Source organism: Neolewinella persica DSM 23188, from assembly GCF_000373105.1.
In the GTDB taxonomy this organism is placed as follows: Bacteria; Bacteroidota; Bacteroidia; order Chitinophagales; family Saprospiraceae; genus Neolewinella; species Neolewinella persica.
Window position 1 is genome coordinate 104,560 of record NZ_KB890417.1, and the last position, 21,151, is coordinate 125,710.

Annotated in this window: 13 protein-coding genes; 6 read left to right on the top strand and 7 right to left on the bottom strand. The window is 52.4% G+C overall.

The features are described from left to right. Positions 1 to 63: 63 nt before the first annotated feature. On the bottom strand, positions 64 to 1,539 hold the full coding sequence (locus B036_RS0104660) for a TROVE domain-containing protein (RefSeq protein WP_026231694.1): 1,476 nt from the start codon (positions 1,537 to 1,539) through the stop codon (positions 64 to 66). A 997-nt stretch (positions 1,540 to 2,536) separates the two neighbouring features. Between B036_RS0104660 and katG the strand changes: the two genes are divergently transcribed. After that, positions 2,537 to 4,762: a catalase/peroxidase HPI gene (gene katG, locus B036_RS0104670; protein WP_020567528.1), complete on the top strand. Its 2,226-nt coding sequence runs from the start codon at positions 2,537 to 2,539 to the stop codon at positions 4,760 to 4,762. Positions 4,763 to 5,108: 346 nt separating this feature from the next. Here katG and B036_RS0104675 read toward each other — a convergent pair whose 3' ends face one another. The 3 genes from B036_RS0104675 to B036_RS0104685 form a co-directional block, all read right to left on the bottom strand. Further along, complete coding sequence (locus B036_RS0104675; protein WP_020567529.1) at positions 5,109 to 5,999, bottom strand: alpha/beta hydrolase; 891 nt, start codon at positions 5,997 to 5,999, stop codon at positions 5,109 to 5,111. A 252-nt stretch (positions 6,000 to 6,251) separates the two neighbouring features. Continuing rightward, complete coding sequence (locus B036_RS28080) at positions 6,252 to 6,947, bottom strand: GldM family protein (RefSeq protein ID WP_020567530.1); 696 nt, start codon at positions 6,945 to 6,947, stop codon at positions 6,252 to 6,254. A gap of 200 nt (positions 6,948 to 7,147) precedes the next feature. Then, complete coding sequence (locus tag B036_RS0104685; protein WP_083926132.1) at positions 7,148 to 7,846, bottom strand: GldM family protein; 699 nt, start codon at positions 7,844 to 7,846, stop codon at positions 7,148 to 7,150. Positions 7,847 to 8,188: 342 nt separating this feature from the next. Between B036_RS0104685 and B036_RS0104690 the strand changes: the two genes are divergently transcribed. Continuing rightward, entirely contained in the window at positions 8,189 to 9,883 is a 1,695-nt protein-coding gene (locus B036_RS0104690) for a DUF2207 domain-containing protein (RefSeq protein WP_020567532.1), read from the top strand. An 86-nt stretch (positions 9,884 to 9,969) separates the two neighbouring features. Here the strand turns inward: B036_RS0104690 and ettA are convergent, their stop codons facing one another. The 3 genes from ettA to B036_RS0104705 all read right to left on the bottom strand — a co-directional run bounded on the left by ettA (position 9,970) and on the right by B036_RS0104705 (position 16,771). Next, positions 9,970 to 11,652 carry an energy-dependent translational throttle protein EttA gene (ettA, locus tag B036_RS0104695; protein WP_020567533.1) on the bottom strand — a complete coding sequence of 561 codons (1,683 nt, stop codon included), beginning with the start codon at positions 11,650 to 11,652 and terminating at the stop codon, positions 9,970 to 9,972. A gap of 324 nt (positions 11,653 to 11,976) precedes the next feature. Beyond that, the gene (locus B036_RS0104700) at positions 11,977 to 13,506 is read right to left on the bottom strand and encodes an ArnT family glycosyltransferase (RefSeq protein ID WP_020567534.1); all 1,530 of its coding nucleotides are present in this window, start codon (positions 13,504 to 13,506) and stop codon (positions 11,977 to 11,979) included. A gap of 112 nt (positions 13,507 to 13,618) precedes the next feature. Next, on the bottom strand, positions 13,619 to 16,771 hold the full coding sequence (locus tag B036_RS0104705) for a histidine kinase (protein WP_083926133.1): 3,153 nt from the start codon (positions 16,769 to 16,771) through the stop codon (positions 13,619 to 13,621). Positions 16,772 to 16,866: 95 nt separating this feature from the next. Here B036_RS0104705 and B036_RS0104710 point away from each other — a divergent pair, with 95 nt between their 5' ends. The 4 genes from B036_RS0104710 to B036_RS34075 all read left to right on the top strand — a co-directional run bounded on the left by B036_RS0104710 (position 16,867) and on the right by B036_RS34075 (position 21,113). After that, complete coding sequence (locus B036_RS0104710; protein WP_020567536.1) at positions 16,867 to 17,610, top strand: LytR/AlgR family response regulator transcription factor; 744 nt, start codon at positions 16,867 to 16,869, stop codon at positions 17,608 to 17,610. Between the two features lie 530 nt (positions 17,611 to 18,140). After that, positions 18,141 to 18,926, top strand: a complete 786-nt coding sequence (proB, locus tag B036_RS28085) for a glutamate 5-kinase (protein WP_020567538.1) — start codon at positions 18,141 to 18,143, stop codon at positions 18,924 to 18,926. Positions 18,927 to 19,217: 291 nt separating this feature from the next. Beyond that, complete coding sequence (locus B036_RS0104725; protein WP_020567539.1) at positions 19,218 to 20,720, top strand: right-handed parallel beta-helix repeat-containing protein; 1,503 nt, start codon at positions 19,218 to 19,220, stop codon at positions 20,718 to 20,720. A 15-nt stretch (positions 20,721 to 20,735) separates the two neighbouring features. Further along, entirely contained in the window at positions 20,736 to 21,113 is a 378-nt protein-coding gene (locus tag B036_RS34075; RefSeq protein ID WP_020567540.1) for a hypothetical protein, read from the top strand. The last annotated feature ends 38 nt before the right edge of the window (positions 21,114 to 21,151 follow it).

Below are 21,151 nucleotides of genomic sequence, written 5' to 3' on the forward strand. Positions count from 1 at the left end.
GAAAACCCCCTCCCAGCCAAAGCCAGAAGGGGGTGCATCCAAAAACGGAATAAATAACCAAGTTCATGACAGCTCAATGGCCTCGATCCGGTGGATCAACGCACGGGGATCAGCCTCCGCAAGTGCCATAGTCTCGAACATCTTCTCCGAGAAACCAGCAAGCGTGGCCACCTTACTTTCGGGAAACTGCAGTGTGCCGTAGCCGCGCAGGTCCACCATGTACAGGAATGGGTCAGCGCCGGTCCGCTTACGGTATTTCGCAAAAGCTTCCTTTGGCGACCAGTGGCCCACCCAGCCCTGCATATCGGAGAAGATCACAATGCGGTCGTAGCTGCGTTGCAGGCCCTGGAAAATGGACTTGAAGTCCGTACCGTGGCCCACCTCGTTCTGGTGTTCGAACTTGCGGGCGAAGTCCAGCGCCGACTGCCGCAGGTTGTAGGAGATCATCCGGGAGGAGGTACCGAATTCCATCAGATCAGCGTTGCTGCGCTTCGCCAGGGCGAAGGCGAACAGCGCACCCGTTTCGTTACACTTAACGTGCTGAGAACCGGCGACGGGGCTACTCATCGAGCCACTGTTGTCGACCACCACGAGGGTGTTTTCCAGGGCGGGCATGTTGGCACAAGCCAGGTCGGCAGCCGTTTCCAGGGCAGAACGGACCAGGCGCGCTGCGGGCGTACTGTCGGTAATCTGCTTGTAAGCAGTCAGTAGGCGGAAAGGCAATACTTTGCTCTTACGCAGGCGTACCCCGTCCGTCAATTGCGCGCAAATCAGGGGCATCAGCTCAGGGGCTTGCTCCAGCAGGTTACGGAGGTTACGCAACAGGGCGAAGTAGCCCAACTTACCTTCTTTCACCAGCTCCGTCCACGCGGCAGCCTTCCGGCTGGCCTTGTCTTCAGCACTGGTGGCCTCCGTACCGGCGGCACTTAGCTTCGCCTCCCAGGTCTGGGTGTTGGTCAGGGTACCATCCACCAGCATTTGCAGGGCTTCTGCGTTACGCTGGGTTGGTACGGGGTGAACCATATTCACCAGATCCACCAGCTTAACGGCCTTACCCTCTGCGCGGTACTTCGCCAGCTGGTAGCCGTCGAAACGGTCGAAGGCGGTAGCAAAACCCTTCTTCATACCGTTGGTCAGCTTAGCATCGTGAAGGGCACGCAGCGCAGCGGTAATCTCCAGCATGTCATCGGGCCGGAATACGATCCGGTCATAAAAAGCACGGGCTTCGGCGTGGCCGGAGAGGCGCTTGCTCAGCAAGGCAGCAGCGACGTGCGTGATGGTCCGCATACCAAATTCGTGCCGGGCATAAACCGCCGCGCGGGCGGCAAAACCAGGATCGACTTCTTTGATCAACTCCTTTAGTTCATTCAGAGACTCGGAGATCGTCCGGTAGTACTGGTCGGTAACGAAGTTGGTCATCAAGAGGCTGGCCAGGCGGTACTCCGCGCTGGTGCGGTAAGCCTCTCCACCGGCACGGTTGACGGTCATCTCGGTGTCGGTGGATTGGGGCTTGCGGGAAAAAATATTAAAACGAGACATGGTTTCAGGTGTTTAAGGGTCAGTACCCGCTAGGGTTCGCGGGACAAAAAAGAAATATATTATTGCACGAAGAAAACCGGGAGGAGTGGGTCGTGGTGCCGCCTCGCCTGGCATTTGTTTGGCGGGGCTGCGGGATGAAAGAAATCGAAGTATCTCCTATCCTTACTGTCGTGCAGGTCTTTATGGATGTTACCGTGGTACATCCGGGTTGTCAATTAAATACGTGGAGAAAACCGGAGAGGGAGACGCCTTTACGGACGAATTTCTACCGGAGGGCTGTTACGCCCACACCGGTCCAATCGAAGTAACCCACTGCCTTACTGCCACGTAATTAGACTAAAAAAATTCCGGAAGAAAAGGTGAGGGGCGATGGGGGGGTCGATCCTAACGAAGTAACGCCCTTCGTAACTGTCCGGAATAGCTTTTGGCCGGGATTATAATGGTAAGTAAAGTCCGATAAGTTTCAAACTTGCTCATTTATTTAGTAGGCCCGGTCGCTTCAAAATTGATGAGCTGCAAGAGGTCTTACTTCTGATGACCGAGCCTACTAAAATTGAGAAAGATTCCGGAGGGTGAAATGTGACATCCGTGAAGTGCCTTCCACCCACCGGTCTTTAAACGCTTGTTCCGTTGAACGACACAAAGAAGCATACACCACTGCGCAACCTTTTTGCGCAGTTTGAAAACGTGTGTTTTTTTCTGCATTCTCTAAAAATAAGGGCGCGGTCGCAGGTGCAGAGATAGGTCATTTGAGTGCATGTCGCGTAGCCACTATACATTGAATTACCTGGGACTGCACGTCGTACAGAAAAATCTGTCCGTCCGTTTCCCCGGACTTCGTCCAGGATAACCAATGTGTATTTTCACCTTCATAGTAAATAACTATCAACGAAAAATATAATCAATTTTCATAATGACAACCTTCACCCTACTTTTATGATTCTATATAGGGAACTCCCACAAACCTCCTCTAACTAAACCAAAAACTCAATACTCCATGGAAGGAATGAAAAACTCAAACGGCTCAACCGACGCCAGCATGTGCCCATATCTGGGCGGTACGAAAGAGCAAAAAAGCACAAGTGCGGGCACCTCCAATAAGGATTGGTGGCCAAATGCACTCAAGGTTGAAATTTTACGCCAGCACTCCAGTCTCACGGACCCAATGGGGGAAGATTTTGACTACGCAGAAGAATTTAAAAGCCTGGACCTCGCGGCAGCAAAAAAAGACCTTGCTGACCTGATGACGGACTCTCAGGATTGGTGGCCAGCCGACTACGGTCACTACGGCCCCTTCATGATTCGGATGGCCTGGCACAGTGCCGGTACTTACCGTATCTCTGATGGCCGTGGTGGTGCCGGTTCCGGCACGCAGCGCTTCGCGCCGCTGAACAGCTGGCCCGACAACGGTAACCTGGATAAGGCCCGCCTTCTCCTGTGGCCCATCAAGCAAAAGTATGGCCGCAAGCTATCCTGGGCCGACCTCATGATCCTGGCCGGCAACGTAGCCCTGGAAACCATGGGCTTCGAGACCTTCGGCTTCGCCGGTGGCCGTGCCGACGTATGGGAACCGGAAAAGGAGATCTACTGGGGCTCTGAGAAAGAGTGGCTCGATGATGCCCGCTATACCGAAGAACGGGTTCTGGAGAACCCGCTCGCTGCCGTACAAATGGGCCTTATTTACGTTAACCCGGAAGGCCCCAACGGCAACCCCGATCCACAGCTCTCCGCCAACGACATTCGGGAGACGTTCGGCCGTATGGCCATGAACGACGAGGAAACCGTGGCACTTATCGCCGGTGGTCATACCTTCGGTAAAACGCACGGTGCCGGAGACGTAAAGCACGTCCAGGCAGAACCTGCCGGCGCACCAATCGAGGCCCAGAGCCAGGGTTGGTTGAGCACCCTCGGTACTGGCAAAGGTGGAGACACCATCACCAGTGGCCTGGAAGGCGCCTGGACAACCAAACCCACGCAATGGTCAAATGACTATTTCAACCACCTGTTCGGCTACGAATGGGAACTGACCAAAAGCCCCGCAGGCGCCCACCAGTGGAAACCGAAAGACGGCGCTGGTGCAGGTACTGTACCAGATGCTCACGACCCCACCAAGAGCCACCAGCCAACCATGCTGACCTCTGACCTCGCATTACGCGTTGATCCGGCATACCGCAAGATTTCCGAGCGTTTCCACAAAGATCCGGAAGCCTTCGCCGAAGCCTTCTCCCGTGCCTGGTACAAACTGACGCACCGCGACATGGGTCCACGTGACCGCTACCTTGGTCCTGAAGTACCCGCTGAAGTGCTGATCTGGCAAGATCCCGTACCGGCAGTTGACCACGAGCTGATCAATGACGCCGATGTTGCCGAACTTAAGCGTCGGGTCCTGGCTTCCGGCCTGTCGGTTTCGGAACTGGCTTCTACCGCCTGGGCTTCCGCTTCCACCTACCGTGACTCAGACAAGCGCGGTGGCGCCAACGGCGCCCGCATTCGCCTGGCCCCACAGAAAGATTGGGCGGTCAACAACCCGACCCAACTTGCGAAGGTGCTGAAAACGCTGGAAGGCATCCAGCAGGAATTCAACGCCGGCCAGTCTGGCGGCAAGAAAGTATCCCTTGCTGACCTGATCGTGTTAGCTGGCGGAGCTGCCGTAGAACAGGCTGCTGAAGCTGGTGGCTACAACGTCACCGTACCCTTCACCCCAGGTCGTACTGACGCTACCGACGAACAGACCGACGTGGAGTCTTTCGCAGCCCTCGAGCCACGGACCGACGGCTTCCGTAACTACATCGGCAGTACCAAGCCGATGTACACGGAAGAACTACTGATTGACCGCGCCAACCTGTTGTCACTGACTGCACCCGAAATGACCGCCCTGATCGGCGGTATGCGGGCCATCAACCTCAACTACGATGGCTCCGACTACGGCGTCTTCACTGACCGCCCCGGTGCACTGACCAATGACTTTTTCGTTAACCTGCTTAACCTGAGTACTAAGTGGGCAGCTACGGACGAAAAGGAGTACATCTTCGAAGGCCGTGATCGCCAGACCGGTGAACTGAAGATGACCGGCACCCGTGCTGACCTCATCTTTGGCTCCAACAGCGAACTTCGCGCCATTGCCGAAGTATACGGCAGCGGTGACGGCGAAGAACGCCTCGTGAAGGACTTTGTGGCCGCCTGGGCTAAGGTGATGAACCTTGACCGGTTCGACCTCGCGTAGTGAATGCAGGAAGGGGAGAATGGGTGAAGGGGCTTCCGCAAGTACCGTTCGCCCGCTTCGCGGACTCACCTTTAAGAGTGAATTAAGGGACGAAGGGAGCTACCGAAAGGTATTGCTCCCTTCGTTCATTTTGGCACATAGGTTAGCAAATTACATGAGCGGTTCTTCTGGCTAAACCTACCTCCTTTCCTCCATCCTCCCTTCAGGTGAGCAAGCGAAGCGCCGCGAAAAGTACTTGCGGTAGCCCATTCTCCCCTTCACTCCAAAGGTGAGCAAGCGCAGCGCCGCGAACGGTACTTGCGGTAGCCCATTCAATTATTCTCTCCTTCACTTATTCTCTTATTACTCACTCCAGCATCCGGCGTAAAAACCCAAACCAGGCCTCTCGATACCCCTCCCCACCCTTTTCCCAAAGGTCGGCATGGTCTCCGTTGTTGACGATGTACAACTGCTTGTCCTTAGATGCATAAGCATCGAACAATGCATGTGCGTGGGAAACGTTGATGTTGGCATCTGCGTCGCCGTGGATGTGCATTATTGGTTGGGTCACCTTGGAGGCTACATCGACGGGACGGACGGAAAACGGGTCGAAGTCAGCTATTTGTCCGGCGCGGGTCAGTACATAATCTGATAACCAAAACGGCAGCGGAACTCCGCCCATCCGTTGGCCGTAGGCATTGGCTACGGTGCGTAGGTCGATGAATGTGCTTTCGATGAGGCCAAATTTCAACCGGTTATCGTGTGCCAGACTCTGGATGGCAACTGCACCTCCCATTGAATTACCGTAGATGCCGGTAGAGAGGTCAGGAGATTTGGCTTCCAACCAGTCGATGGCCAGGCTGACGTCGTATTTTTCAGCAGCGCCGTAGGTTAGGTATTTACCACCGGATTTGCCGTGCGCGCGTTGGTCCCAAAGCAAAACGTTGTAGCCTGTTTTCACCAGCTCGGCGACGGAGTTGAGGTAAACTTCCTTGCAGCTACCCACGCCGTGAAGCATGATGAGATTCGCCCTGGCCTTACCAACAGCGGGAACGTAAAAAGCGTCCAGTTGAATGCTACCCGCCGGCTGTAGCTTAAAATGCTCATAGGGCAGGCCGTAGTTTCCCGGCGTCTGGTCCCCGGTTTTGTGTCCGGGTTGCAGGATGGCGTAGGGCAATACGTGAGTAGCCAGTAGGTAACCACTAATCAGCAGGAATACAAAAAGAATACCAGCGATGATGAGAATGGCTTTCAGCATGTTTTTTGGGCGCGGACGCGGGTGCAAAGATAGGTTAAGCGATCAATGTTAAGGAGCTGCCCCCCGGTCTCCGCGATTTGTAATCGCGATTGGAGAGAGGGCTCTATGAGCCCGTAGGAAAAGACCTTGTATATTCTTTGGTGAAGCGACACCCTCGCATATCCCGGCTAAAACCTGGATACTGTTTCCTTACGGCTCATAGAGCCTTAGGTCCAAGTGCGATTGCAAATCGCTGGCACCGAGTAGCAAAGACTACCGTATCTCAAAAGCCAGAGGGTTCAACTCCCGATTAACTTCGTCCCCCGGGCATTTAGCCAGTACTCGAGTAAATTGATAGACATCCCCAGCTTCTGCCCTTTGAATGATGGCCTTCGTAGGACCGTCAAAACTCCCGCCTTTGTTTATTGACCGATCACGATCATTATCTTTCGAAACCCTAAGCAATTTGAAGCCGACTATTTGACAAGTGCCTTGTATATCCATGTATCTTATAAGCGCATGAATGCCTCTTTGGGCCCTAAATTCTTCCGCCTCAAATCCCCCCGAAGTAGCATTCCCCAGATATGCCTTTGGATCTGGCATCCACATCACCCGAACAACATATTCATCAAGCACTTCACCTTTATGGAGAACAATAATCTTCTCCGCGCCCTGTTTAAGCCCACGAAGGATACCATACCTTCGACCTCCACGATAGCTAAGGCCAGCAGACGTAGATATTGTAAAATCTTTGTCTTTAAGACCATTCGTATGGATGGTTACTGGATTATCGACACCTATGTAAACAATGTTCTGCTTGTCCAACGAAAAACTGACAAATGGTTTCTCTTGCAGAATGTCTGCTGAAGGGCTGTTTGGAGTAGGTGTAACTAATTGCTTTTCTGCCGGAGGCTCCTGGCAGGCGAATAGGCAAACAGCTATTCCAAAGTAGAGGAGTAAACATTTCATAGGAGTAAGGCTTAAGCTTAAACGAGGCCCCTTAGATGTAGCGTGTAAGACAAATTTTAAAGCGAGCTGTCCGGCTGAAGCCGAGGCTACACGTGTAGCTCCGGCTTTAGCCGGACAGCTCATTACTGACACTACACTTTCATTTAGAAAATCAATAAATCGGCGCTAAAAGAGGAATTTCTTCAAGCTGGTAGAGCCAGCTACCGTATCTCAAACACCAACGAGTTCAGCGTTCGGTTAGCCTTATCCCCGGGACATTTAGCGCGCACGTCCGTAAACGTATAGATGTCCTTCGGCTCCGCCTTCAGCATCAATTGGTTCGATTTACCTTCGATGTTGCCTCCCTTGTTAGTTTCCGTTTGCCGGTCCTCCTCCAGAGCGTGTCGGGTTACCGAAAAACCGGTGATCATGCACCTGACGTCAAAATCAAAATTATCAAGCATTGCGAAGAGTCCACGCTGCGCTTTGAATTGTCCTGCCCCCATTTTACCTGAAGAGATGCCACCTAATTTGGCGACTGGATCCGGAATTGATTTAGCCCGGAAGGTGAATTCATTTATCAAGATCCCCTTGTTCAGGACTTTAACCATCTGAATTCCCACGGCAGAGACGTTCAGCTCATATTCCTTTTCATGTTGCGTAATGTACCCTGGAGGTGACGCAATTAAAGTGAGGTCATTGAGGTCAATTCCGGTACTGCGCAGATTCAGTGGGTTGGGGAAACCAACGTACACCACATTCATTTTGCTTGCCGTCAGGTTCACAAATGGATCAGCCGAGATCACCTCTGCCGGCAAAGCCGGCGGCTCCGGCCGGGCACGTTCATCGGCTAAAGGAAGATGGTCACAGCCCCAGCAGCTGCCAACGATCAACAGCAGTATCAACGTAGTTCTAATCATTGCTCTTCATTTCCGCACTTTGCATCCCGCGTCCGCGCCACCTACTTAGTAAGCAGCGTAGCTGAACCACCATCAGGTAAGATGCCCGTAAGATAAGCAACCGGCAACGGGGGATAAAAAAACCGGAACCCACCTTGCGATGAGCTCCGGAATAATATGGAGTAGGTTGACTCTTTGTGCTGTTGGGACGTTGAGTAAGTAGCAAAGTCACTTTTTGGGAGCTAATCTCTCCATTATCCAGTTCCTGATTCCTAACTTAGGCGTCAATTCCCTTACGTACGTCGATCCCCTTTGCCCGCCCACCGGCAAATACCCACTTTAGCGAAGCACAAATACCCAGGAATGAGACTATTTATCTTTTGTTTACTTTTTCTACCCCTGCTTATCACGGCACAAAGGGAGGAGTTCAGCCAATTCAACGTTGCTGTCACCGTCCAACAGGACGGTACGCTCAACGTCAACGAAGACATTTCGGTAATTTCGAGTGGTAAGGTGATCAAGCGGGGAATCACCCGCGCGCTGCCGCGCGGGCCCATCGGAGACGACGTAGATAAGATGGAAAGATTCGATTATGACATCCAATCCGTTAGCCGGGACGGTAGCAGCGAAGACTACCACACCAAAAACGAGGGAGACAGCAAAGTCGTTTACTTCGGCAGTAAAGACCGGCGGCTTGATCCGGGGCCCCATCGTTATGGCCTCACCTACGATGCCCCCAAACAGATTTATTTTTTCGACGACCGCGAAGAGGTACGCTGGACGCTGGCCGGCATCGACACCCGGCTACCGATCAGGGCCGCCAGCCTGACCTTAACGGTCCCCGGTGGAATGAACGTGCTGGGTACCGTCTGCTATACGGGTAGCTTTGGCTCTACCGAACAGGCGTGCGAAATGGTGAAAAACGGCAACCAGATCACCTATACCCTCTCCCGGCAACTTGCTGAGGGAGAAGGCATGATCATCGCCGCCGTATTCCCTACAGGGTCGTTCGTTAAGCCGGCGCCACCACCACCCCCTACGGCCCTGCAAAAAAGCGGGACGAAATACATCAGCTTTATTGGTATGCTGATCGCGTTGATGTACGGCTACCGGACCTGGCAGATCCATGGTATTGACCCTCCGACGCCGGAAGTAGGGCCGCAGTTTACCGCCCCACGCGGTCTTTCTGCCGCCAGCATGCATTACCTTAATTCGTATATGCCCAGCCAGACTCAGCTTACTGCTTCTCTGACCGACCTGGCCATTAAAGGCTATTTGAAAATTGACGAAGAAGAACGCAGTGGTCTTTTTTCCACTTCAGAGATTTTCGTCCTCCGGCCGCTACAAAAAGATCCCGAAACACACCAGGACCTCGCGCCTGAGCAAATAGCGCTCTATAATCATCTCCGCAATATGGGAGACATTGATCTGGACGGAGAATACGATAAACGCCTCGCCAAAGCTACCGAAGCACATAATAAAAGCCTGAAGGAACAGCACGCTGATTACCTCAAAGAAGGAGGAAACGGTTGGAAGGTCCTTCCCTACGGACTGATCATGCTGGCTACAGTGGTCGGCGCAGCAATATTTCTTAACCATGCCGAGAACCTGGGCATCGTCCTATTCATTTTTGCCGTCACGCTGTTGATCGTCGGCACCCCGCTCTACGCCTGGCTGATCCGGAAACCTTCGGAAGACAAGGTGAAATTATGGGCAGAGATCAAGGCGATGAAGCAATACCTGAAGCTTTCGGAAAAAGAGCGGCGGGGCATTTCTGGTGCGCCGGAGATGACGGAGGAGTATTTCCAATCGGTCCTACCCTACGCCATCGCTCTCGGCATTGAAAACAACTGGGCTTTGGATTTACAGTCGGATTTGGCGGGTACGCTCAACAATGATCGTAGCCGGCACAGCATGCATATGTACCCATTTATGATGCCTGGTTTTGGGAGTAAGATGAATACGGCTTACGGAGCAGTTTCCAGCCCTCCAAGTAGTTCGGGAGGCAGTGCCGGCGGAGGTTCCGTTGGTGGGGGCGGGGGCTCGGGGGGGTGGTGATTTAGTCTACTGGGGCTATTGGTATTATTGGTGCAGAACTCCAACAAACCAATAGCCCCAATAGACCAATAATACCAATAGGCCAACTACCGGTTAATCACATTCTTAAACCGCGGCCGCTTAGGCGTAACGTCTCCCAGACGCTCTTTCTTAGCTGCTTCGTACTGGCTGTAGTTACCTTCGAAGAACTGGATTTCGCCTTCGTCCTCGAAACTGAGGATGTGGGTGGCCAGACGGTCGATGAACCAGCGATCGTGAGAGATGACAAGGACACAGCCGGCGAAGCTGTCGAGCGCATCCTCGAGCGCACGCAGGGTGTTGATGTCGATGTCGTTGGTCGGTTCGTCAAGGAGGAGGACATTACCGCCTTCGCGGAGGGTCATGGCCAGCTGCAGGCGGTTCCGCTCTCCGCCGGAGAGCATGCCGATTTTCTTCTGCTGGTCGCCACCGGCGAAGTTGAAGCGGCTCAGGTAGGCACGGGCGTTTACCTGTGCGTTCCCTACATCGATCATGTCGTGGCCCTGGCTGACGACGTCGTAAATCGTCTGTTCTTTATTGGCGAGCTGTTCGTGGCTCTGGTCAACGTAGCTGATCTTCACGGTCTCACCAATCTTGATGTTACCGGAGTCGGGCTCGTGTTCCTTAGTCAGCAAGCGGAAGAAAGTAGATTTACCCACACCGTTGGGGCCGAGGATACCGACGATGGCGTTCTTCGGAATATTGAAGGTCGCGTTCTCGAAAAGGACACGATCGCCAAAACCTTTGGTCAGGTTCTCCACTTCGATCACAACGTCGCCAAGGCGGGGGCCCGGTGGGATGAAGATTTCCATGTTCTGTTCGCGTTCTTTGCCTTCATCGCGGGACATTTTATCGTAGGCGGCCAGACGGGCTTTACCTTTAGATTGTCGGGCTTTCGGTGCCATTCTGATCCATTCCAACTCTCGCTTGAGGGTCTTCTGCCGCTTGCTTTCTGTTTTTTCTTCCTGCTTGAGGCGATCAGATTTCTGCTCCAGCCAGCTGGAGTAATTGCCTTCCCAGGGGATGCCTTCTCCACGGTCCAGTTCGAGGATCCAGCCGGCGACGTTGTCGAGGAAGTAACGATCGTGCGTTACGGCGATGACGGTACCCTTGAAACTCTGGAGGTACTGCTCGAGCCAATGGACGGACTCGGCGTCGAGGTGGTTGGTAGGTTCGTCCAGCAGCAGGATGTCCGGATTACTGAGCAGTAGCCGGGCCAGCGCTACGCGCCGGCGTTCTCCTCCGGAGAGGACGCTTACTTTGGCGTCATCGGGTGGGCAGCGGAGGGCGTCCATCGCCGTATTGAGTTTATTGTCTAACTCGTAGCCGTTACGATTTTCAATTTCCTCCATCAGTTCGCCCTGACGTTCGATGAGCTTGTTCATCTCATCATCGCTCATCGGCTCGGCGAACTTCATGTTCACCTCGTCATACTCCTTCATCAGGTCGACGGTTTCCTGCACGGCTTCTTCCACAATTTCGCGGACGGTCTTTTCGGCGTCCAACTCAGGCTCCTGCGCCAGGTAACCAATCTTGTAATCGGCGTTGAAGACCACGTTGCCCTGGAAGTTTTTGTCTATACCTGCAATGATCTTCAGCAAGGTCGACTTACCGGAACCGTTGAGACCGAGTACACCGATCTTGGCACCGTAGTAAAAACTCAGCCAGATGTTGTTCAGTACTTTTTTGGAGGCTCCCGGGAAGGTTTTGGAGACGCGCTCCATGGAGAAGATGATCTTGTGCTCAGCCATATTGGTCTATTTGTGCTATTGGTCTATTTGTTGGTGGTCCGTCGGTTCGAAAGTACTTTTCTCCCCCTAAAACGGGCGGACGGCGAAAGTACGGAATTATGGCGAGTTGTCGAGTTGTCAAGTTGTCGGGTGTCCGGTTATCAGCGACATAACGTTCTTCTCTCATCCGTTTGCCCCGAAGGTGAGCAAGCGACGCGCCGCGAATGGCAACAGCGGAACCTTATTCACTTATTCGGTCATTCCATTATTCACTCCTGAGGTGAGTAAGCGAAGCGCCACGAATGGTACCTGGCAGCCCTTTCCACCAGTCACCCCTTCTCCCATTCACTCCATTCTCTTCCGGCGATACACCAGCAACCGGTCCCCAATTTCATCGACCTCTTCGAAGGCTGGCAGGAGACGTTCCGTCAGCGGTGTTTCGGCGTTAGCGTCCTCGCGGCGGCGAACGAGGTATTGGACCGCCGGGTCGTTGAGGATGCGGTTTGCTTCGGCAACTTCGTCGATCTGGAAAGCGCGGACGTGGTGGTCATAGAACAACAAGGAGGAATGGATATAGGGCGTAGGTACTGGCTTGTCCAATAAATGGTAGCTGATCTGGAAGCCGTTGATGATGAAGATGGTTTCATCGGCGCCCAGCTTATCCTTGAAATAGGCAGCAATCTTCGGCGGCTCATCCCGTTTTTTTGCGTAGGCGAAGTAGTGGGCGGTACCCAACATACTGGCAACCAAAAAGATGAGGACAAAGGAATACTTGCGCAGACCGGGTCTCCGCAGCCAGGGGAAAACCGTCGTCCCTGGAGCCCACCACATTGCCGCGAGCAGCGCCACAACGGGATGCAACTGGACCTGGTAGTGGCCGAAGCGTTTGCCGGTCAGCAGTACGACAACGGTAACGAGCGCGAATTGCAGCAGCAGGTATATTCCCCATTGAAGCTTTTCACGCTCTAATAAAGAAGGTAATAATTTATTGTTGGGTTCTTCCCTGCTCCTCCAACGCCATGCCTGCACCAGCGCGCCGCCGCCCAAAATCACGAATGGCGAAAAACGCAACAGGTAGTCGCCCATGTATTTAAGTCGCAGGTACCAGGGCAATTCTATCGGGTAGGCAGCACTAACGTCGAACGTATAGAACATCAGCTGATCAAGCATTCCCAACTGCTGGTAATACAAATAGACGAAGAGCAACGGCAGGGCAAATGCGCCCACCAGCATTGCTCCTGAAGTGATGATGCGGCCCCAGGCTTTCTGACGACCATAATACCAAACCATAAATAGTCCGATGGCTAAGGCTTCTGCCGCCGCAAAGGGCTTGATGATCATCGCCAGCCCCAGCAAAAAACCGGTAACCGGCCAGTGCCAGGCGGGGTCCGCTGAACGCGAATTGAGGCGTGGTGCCACTGCCAAAGCTACCGAAGCGATGGTAAACACGTTGAAGAAAATCTCCGTATTTGGTGATACGCCGTAGTAGGTAAAAAGGCTACAGATAAACAGATAAATCAGGCCCGCTGCAATTCCGACACGGGTGCCGCCGGAAGCAACAAAATTTTTGCCGCCAGTTACTCTTTCTCCCGCCATAAAAAGGCCAAAGCTCCCCAGCCCCACCACACAGGAAGCCGCAATCCGGAGTGCAAGGATACTGCCTCCGGTCAATTTGATCAGCGCTGCATATATCCAGAATATGCCAATCGGTTTGGTATCGATCAGGTCCCGGAGGTAAACTTCACCCCGCAGCATTTCGTCGGCAATAACAATGTAAGTACTCTCGTCATGATTGATGACGGAGATGAAAAAGGAACCCCAGCGGGCAACGACGGCCAAAGCCATAAATGCAAGGAGCCATTGGTATTTACGCATTTCGCAAAGATATAATGGGCGCAGTTACTCGTGCTGGTATAAAAAAAGTGGTCAACACTAATCTGAGATGCTTCGCGCTTATTCCGGAGATACCGATTTTTTGCCCAAAATGCTAAACAGAAGAAGCCTCGATGCGCAAAGTGACTACCGTTCCTGTATGTTCCCGCTCCGGATAGAGGTCGGTTATATTGATCGATAAATCGATACGTTCGTTCTCCGCCAGCAGGTTTTGCCAATCGGCCAGGATTTGGGTTGCACGAGACACATGATCGTCGGGTGCTTTGCGCATTGCGGCAATTTTCCGCCCCACTCCGTTGTCTGAAACGGTGCAGATCAAAACATCGTCGTCTTCCGGGTCCAGACAAAAGTCAATTTTCAATTTGCCCCCACCACTCAGCGGGCAAAGACCGTGGTTGATGGCATTCTCCACGATTGGCTGAAGGAGCAAAGAAGGTACCTCGTCCATGTCGGGATCAATTTCCGGATCGATCGTTATTTCGCTGGTGAAGCAGCCGGGGAACCGGAGTTGTTCCAGGTTGATGTAGCGGCTCAACATATCAGCTTCGTCGGCTACGGAGGTGAACCGGCGACGGGAAGACTCCAGGAAGCTGCGCATCATCAGAGAGAAGTCCGTCAGGTATTTAGCCGCATCAGTAGCCTCTTCCCGCTGGATATATTCCCGTATAGCGTTCATGGCATTAGAAATAAAGTGCGGGTTGAGCTGCTGGCGGAGCGACCTGAGTTCCAGGCTCTGAAAACGACGGGTGGTCTCCATTGCGGTCTTCAGCTGGTTCATCCGATAATTATAGATGCCATAGATCAGCAATCCCAGGCAGATTAAACAGGCCGTTAAGAACCAGTAAGTCAGGTACCACGGTTTTTGAACCAATACTTTTATCTCACGCATTTTAGCGGTTCTGCGCCCTTCACCATCATAGGCCTGGAGGTTGAAGGTGTATTCTCCGGGATTTAGCTGCGTATACCGGACGGTGGGAGATTCCGTCCGTACCGTCCAATCGGGGTCGAACCCTTCTAAAAAAGTCCGGTATTCGCGAGTCCCATCAGCAAAAAAATTGGGTACCGTAAAGTCAAAGGCGCAGTAGATAACGGATGGGGGTAATACCAAGGGACCTTTCCAACCAGCGGGTAGATGATGAATGGTTTCGTACCCTACGTTCTTGTCGAGAATACGATAAGCAGTCAGCGCCGGTTGGTAAGGGCTCTGTTCCGGTTTTATGTCGTTTACCTTAAAAGATACGAACCCATTAAGCCCTCCCGCGTACCAACGCTCGTCTTTTTCATTAAAAAAGACAGAAGCAGTATTGAATTCGTTATCTCCCAAACCATCTTCGGTAGTAAAGACAGTGGTGATCTGCTCGTGCGGCCCGTGAAGGGCGAGTCCGTTAAAGCTAAAAATCAGCAACTGTTTTTCCTTAGTGACCCGCGTGGCAGCGATATCATTACTAGGAAGATCCAAAAATCCCCGGGGGTCGGGAGGTTCCTGTCCTGGTTCAATGACCCCACCAACAGTCGTAAAAACGCCCGTCTCCGGGTTAAAGTCTTGAACACCCCGTTGTAAAGTGGACAGCATCAGGTCGCCGGAAGGGGTAATTACGACATCGGTGATGGCGGTATTTTTTCCACCTTCCAGGTAGTAGCTACTAAGTTGTTCGGTGGCAAAGTCAAAACGATAGAAAGCAGCATCGGTCCCAAACCAGAGGCAGTTCCGGCTAGTATCACGGGCCGCACCTTTGGTGTATCCCAGAACATCATACTCAGGCCCCATTGTTTTGATCAGAGAGAAGGAATCCCTGGAGGGGTAGAAATAATACAACTGGCCCTTGAGGTGATTTATCTTATGTTCCGTAATCAGCAATAATTCCTCTGAAGATCGCCCATTGGTGATCCAGCGTACCACCTGGTTTTTTTCTGGGACATCCCATCGCCTCCAACTGTTGTCGGCGGGGCGGTACCGGTAAATGGTTCCCTGGTAGGTTTCTCCGTCCACGTCACAGCTGAAGCCAAAAATATCTCCCTGATAATTAAGCAGGTTGTTACCACAGCCATAATGATCGGCAATAGAGCCATCCGGTTCAATCATTGCAATGGAGTCGAGTGATCCGGTAACTGCGTCGACCCGAAACCAATAGGGCATTCGCGAGTCTTTGTTCGCGTAAACATTCCCTTCATCATCTGCGGTGAAGCCGCGCATGAGATGGCCGAATTTTCCCGGTGGCAGGATGCGGTAGAGATAGCGTCGAAATGGATTCTCCGTTACCGGTGGCAGGCGGATATGAAATAGTCCTCCCGAGGTATTTAGCCTTAGTTCCCGGGAAAAATCCTCCCCCGAAATCGAGATGATCCGGTCATCGATACGTTTCAGCCAACTTGCTGACCGACGACCCTCCGGGGTGATCATTTCAAGGCTGCTGATCCTTTTATATAAGGGGTTACGGTACCCGATGAGAAGATTTCCCTCCACATCCTCCATGAAAAAATTGGCCGTTTCTCCCGAAGCCAAACCAGGTACCGGGGAGAACGCAGCTTCGGCAACGGAAGCATAGAACAATCCATCAGGGGAACTGAACCAGATACCGCCACTTCTATCCCGATAGATCTTAATAGGAGAAAGTGTAGTAGGCAGTGGAATTTGACGCTGCCCTTTTTGTCTGCCTTCAATAAGTTCATGGCTTGCCTTACGGTACAGCAGGTAAGATTCCGGCCCGGCGTAAATCAACTTATCTCCCTGCATCAATTCTTGCATTAAGCTAAAGACTGATACTGGTTCGGCACCTGGCCGGTATTTGAAGATGGTACTGCCCCGTCCATAATACAGGGCTTTGCCGATCTGATGGCTGGCGCCACCGAAGAAACCTCCCTTTTTCTCCCCCAACCGGTCGCCAAAAGCTTCCAACGTGCCGGGGTCAAACACCTCAACGGAGTCAGGATAATTAGGAGGTATGGAATACAGGTACCCTTCTTCTCCCATCCGAAGCGTTCCATTGAACAACTGGGGGATTTTTAGAAAAGAAGTGATCCGGTTACCATCGGCTCTACAGATTCCTCCATCAGTCCCGATCCATAACAGTTGGTCTTTATCAAGAACTGAACTATTTACGGTGCGATTCGGCAAACCGTCCTTAACCGTATAATGGTTCACCAGGGTGTCTCCCACGCCCAGCCCTACCGGTCTCGCAGACATTTGTACACTTAGCAGCCAAAGCGTACACAACAAAAAATGAGAGAACAAAAAACTTTTAGACATAGCAAAGAAAATACCCTGATGTTGAAGCCCCTAAAAGGGGGCCTACACGAATATAGCTAGTTTCTGCCTACATTTACCTTTAAACACACCCATTTTTGGTTACAATTCTAATTGATGACGAGCCGGCAGCTATTATTGAGCTACACGGTATGCTACGTAAAAAACATCCGAACCTTTTGGTTGCCGGATCGGCAGACAATATTCGCGATGGGCTCCAAAAAATCGAAACCGTAAAGCCTGACTTGATATTTCTCGATATTGAGATGCCCGGCGGAAGCGGTTTCGACCTCATAAGGCAGTTAAAAAAAGGGAATCGGCCGGAGATAATCTTCGTCACCAGTCAGAGCAATTACGCCATTCAGGCCTTTAGTTGTGCAGCTCTTGGCTATGTTTTGAAACCCGTTGAGTGGAAACCGCTTGCGGAAGCCATTGGGGTAGCAGAAGAGCGCATCCGGCAAAAGAACAATGAACAACGCCTGGAAACCCTACTGGAGAACCTAAAGACATCGGACAGCTCCAAAAAGAAGATCGGTATCCCGCACGACCGGGGCGTCGAGTTTGTACCGGCGGGCAGTATTGTTTACTGTGAAGGGGAAGAACGGTATACGAGAATTCACCTGAAGGAAGATGGTACCCGTCTTTCATCTTATGCCATCGGTCAATACCGAAAGATGTTGGCAGATCATGACTTTTACCCCATTCACCGCTCAATCCTCGTGAATCGTAACTTTGTCAAAAGGATGAACCGCGCGGGGGAACTTGAGCTTACCACCAAAAAAAGGCTTACCGTGAGCCGCCGTCGCCGGGCAGAAGTAGAAGCCTGGCTGAAAGCCGACTGATAAGTCTTTCTCGTTGACTTAAAACACAATTAGCCCCGATTGGACTTGTTTTAGGCACTTGGCTCATCAAATTGGCATTAATACAACCACTAGTGGAATCAAAACAACCGTTCGTACGATGCCCTTTGTCCCTGAAGGGGCAAGCGCTTACATTTGGAACAAGTTAGATTGGTTATCCATTATGATTTAGCACTTTTTACCTGATAATCTATTAAGCGAATTCTATTTTCATGAGAGACACTAATGAACAACATTTTTTCTAGATTAACACCATGAAATAACCAATCGAGCCCTGCCCGCTTTCTTTACCGAGAGCGGGCTTTTTTGTTTACTGCGTTCAGGTTGCAGGTTGCAAGTTGCAGGTTGCAGGTTGCAGCTACCGCACTAGGCAGCTCGCTTTGCTCGTCATCGGTAATTAACTTATACCTGTAACCGGAGTGCAGCGAACCTGCAACCTGCAACTCCTGCAACTTGCAACTCTTGCAAGTTGCAAGTTGCAACCTGAGCGAAGCGCGTTGTACTTTTGCGCCATGTACAAAAGCCTCGTAATCAAAGTCGGCACCAATGTGCTTACCCGGCCTGATGGCCGGCTCGACGTTACCAACATCAGCCATCTTGTTGACCAAATTGCCGGACTGAAGCGAGCGGGCATTAGCCTCGTACTGGTATCCTCCGGCGCAGTAGGTGCCGGACGGGAGGTGCTGGGCGCCCAAGAGGACTTCGGAGAAGTGGCCCGCCGGCAGGTACTTAGTGCTGTAGGGCAAGTTCGCCTCATGGAGCTGTATCGGCAGCTGTTTGCCGGGCATGGCCTCTATTGTGCCCAGGTACTAGCGACCAAGGGGGATTTCCGGGATGACCTCCATGCAGATAATATGCTCAACTGTTTTCGTGCCTTATTGCTTGACGATGTGGTTCCGGTCGTAAATGAAAACGACGTGGTGGCCGTCTCCGAGTTGATGTTTACAGACAATGACGAGCTGGCTGGCCTCGTAGCGAGGATGCTGAAAGTCGACGCGTTAGTAATTCTTTCCAGCGTTGATGGGCTGTATGACGGGCCACCGGAGGCAGCTGATAGCCGGCTGATTCAAGAAGTCGATGCCGGTGATAGTTCCGTCCTCAGATTTGTGCAGGAGAAAAAAACGTCCTTCGGGCGTGGAGGAATGGCCTCGAAACTAGAGGTAGCTATTCAGACGGCCAATGCAGACATCCCGGTACTGCTTGGCAATGGGCGCCGTCAGGAGGTCCTGCTCAACCTCAGCCGGGGGACCTGGCCGGGTACTGTGGTTCGAAAAGTGAATGAAGCAAGGAGTGAGTGAATGAATGAATAAGATAACAGCTACCGCAAATGGATGCTCGCTTCCGCTCGTGCTGCGCCCTTCACGCTAAAGGTGAGCAAGCACAGCGTAGTGAACGGCACTGGCGGCAGCCCATGCAACCATTCCTCATTCACTCCGCGCATTAAAATACTGCCACATACCACGAAAATCATGTTTCCGCCGTTAAGGAGTAAGTGGCGCGCACGCAGGTGCAAAAAATGAGTGAAGGAGCAAGGAACGCTACCCGCCCAAACCTCGTACCTTTGCCCGCCCCTAAGAGCATACGACCAGATGAAACTCTCCCTTCAATTTTCCGGCTTTTTCGCCGTCCTCCTGATTTTACTCTTCGCGTCTTGTGAAGTAGACACTCAATTCGTCACCGGCGATGCCGTGCAAATACGTTTCAGCCAGGACACCGTGGCCTTCGACACCGTATTTACCGCCAGAGGGTCTGCCACGCGCCAATTCAAAGTCTACAACGACCAGGATCAGCCAGTCAAGATTGACCGGATCACCGTAGACGGAGAAACCGGTGTAAACTTTATTTTCAACGTTGACGGCACCCGCGGCCCCGAAGCTAACGACGTCGTGATCTGGGGGAATGACAGCATTTTCGTCTTCGTCGAAGTGGAAGTAGACCCAACCGAGCCGGAAGAAACCAGCCCCTTCATCGCCGAAGATCGTTTGGTGTTTGAAATGGGCAACGTCCGGGAAGATGTCGTTTTGCTGGCCTTCGGCCAGAATGCCAACTACATCAACGGCTTCAATCGGGGTGTTCCTTTCCGCATCACCTGTGCCAACGGTATTGCCACCTTACCCGTTGATTTACCAACCGTCATTTACGGGTCCATGTTTATCGACAGCTGTATTGTGCAGGCCCTGCCCGGCACGAGGATATACTTCCACGGTGGCGTTCAGCGTAACGACGTGCAATTCGGTGGCTTTTTCAACGACGGCTTCATCTTCACCCAACCCAATGGCAGTCTCCAGCTCCTCGGTACGCTGGAAGATCCGGTCATCGTTCGAACCGATCGGCTCGAGTCAGCATTTGCCGAATCCACCTCCAAATACCGTGGCCTGATCCTCGGCCCGGGAAGTACAGACAATCGTTTGGAGCACACCCAACTGCTGAATGCCATCGTCGGTATTACCATCGATAGCGCAGCTGAGGTTACCGTAGAGAATTCCATCATCGCCTATTCTGGCGGTCCGGCCATCTCCGCCTACCAGTCGGACGTAACGGTAAGCAACTCCGTTTTCCACTCCAATTCAGGCAACGCCATACAGTTCGTTAAGGGCGGTAACCTTATGATGGACCATACAACAATCGCCAACTACGGTGTCGACGCCAGCGGCCTGGTCCTCACCAATTTCAGCTGCGATGATTCCGGCCAAATCTGTATCGCTGCACCGATGGTCGCTGACATCCGCAACTCCATCATCAGTGGTTCACGGGGAAGTGAACTTGGGCTTCTCGACATTTTCGCAGGGATGGAACCCGCTCAGTTCCGGGTCAGGATCGACAATTCTATCGTCCGCACCGACCAGGGCTTTCTCGACAGTCAGGACGGCCTTTTCGCCGATTTCTACGAGTCCATCTGCAACGGGTGCATAAACCTCACCTTCAATGATCCGCTGTTCCAATCCATTGAACAGGACAATTACCAACTGGATTCGCTGAGTCTTGCCCGTGACCTGGGAGAATTCCTGCCAGCATTCCCCATCGACCTGTTGGGCGTTGACCGGGATACGGACAGCCCGGATGCGGGGGCTTATGAGCGGGTGGATAGGTAGTTCGCTTCGCGAACTTTGTTGCAGGAGTTGCAGGAGTTGCAGGAGTTGCAGGAGTTGCAGGAGTTGCAGGAGTTGCAGGAGTTGCAGGAGTTGCAGGAGTTGCAGGAGTTGCAGGAGTTGCAGGAGTTGCAAAAAAAGTGCCGCAGGCAACTCAGCCAAATTTTTTCAGGTTTTTCTTTGAAAAAATCGCCTTGTTTCACGAACGAAGTTATACTCAGAGCTATCTCGTGCGGCAGCCAATCAAGAATCGAGAATCACCAATCGAGACCGCCGCAGGCAGCAGCGAAGTTAATCGAGAATTCCACGAGCGAAGCGAGAGCGGTAGCTGCAACCTGCAACGCGCCGAAGGCGTACTGCAACAAGAAGCGTAGCGACCCTGCAACGGGAGCGTAGCGACCTCTGCAACAAAGCGCGAAGCGATTTTATAAGTT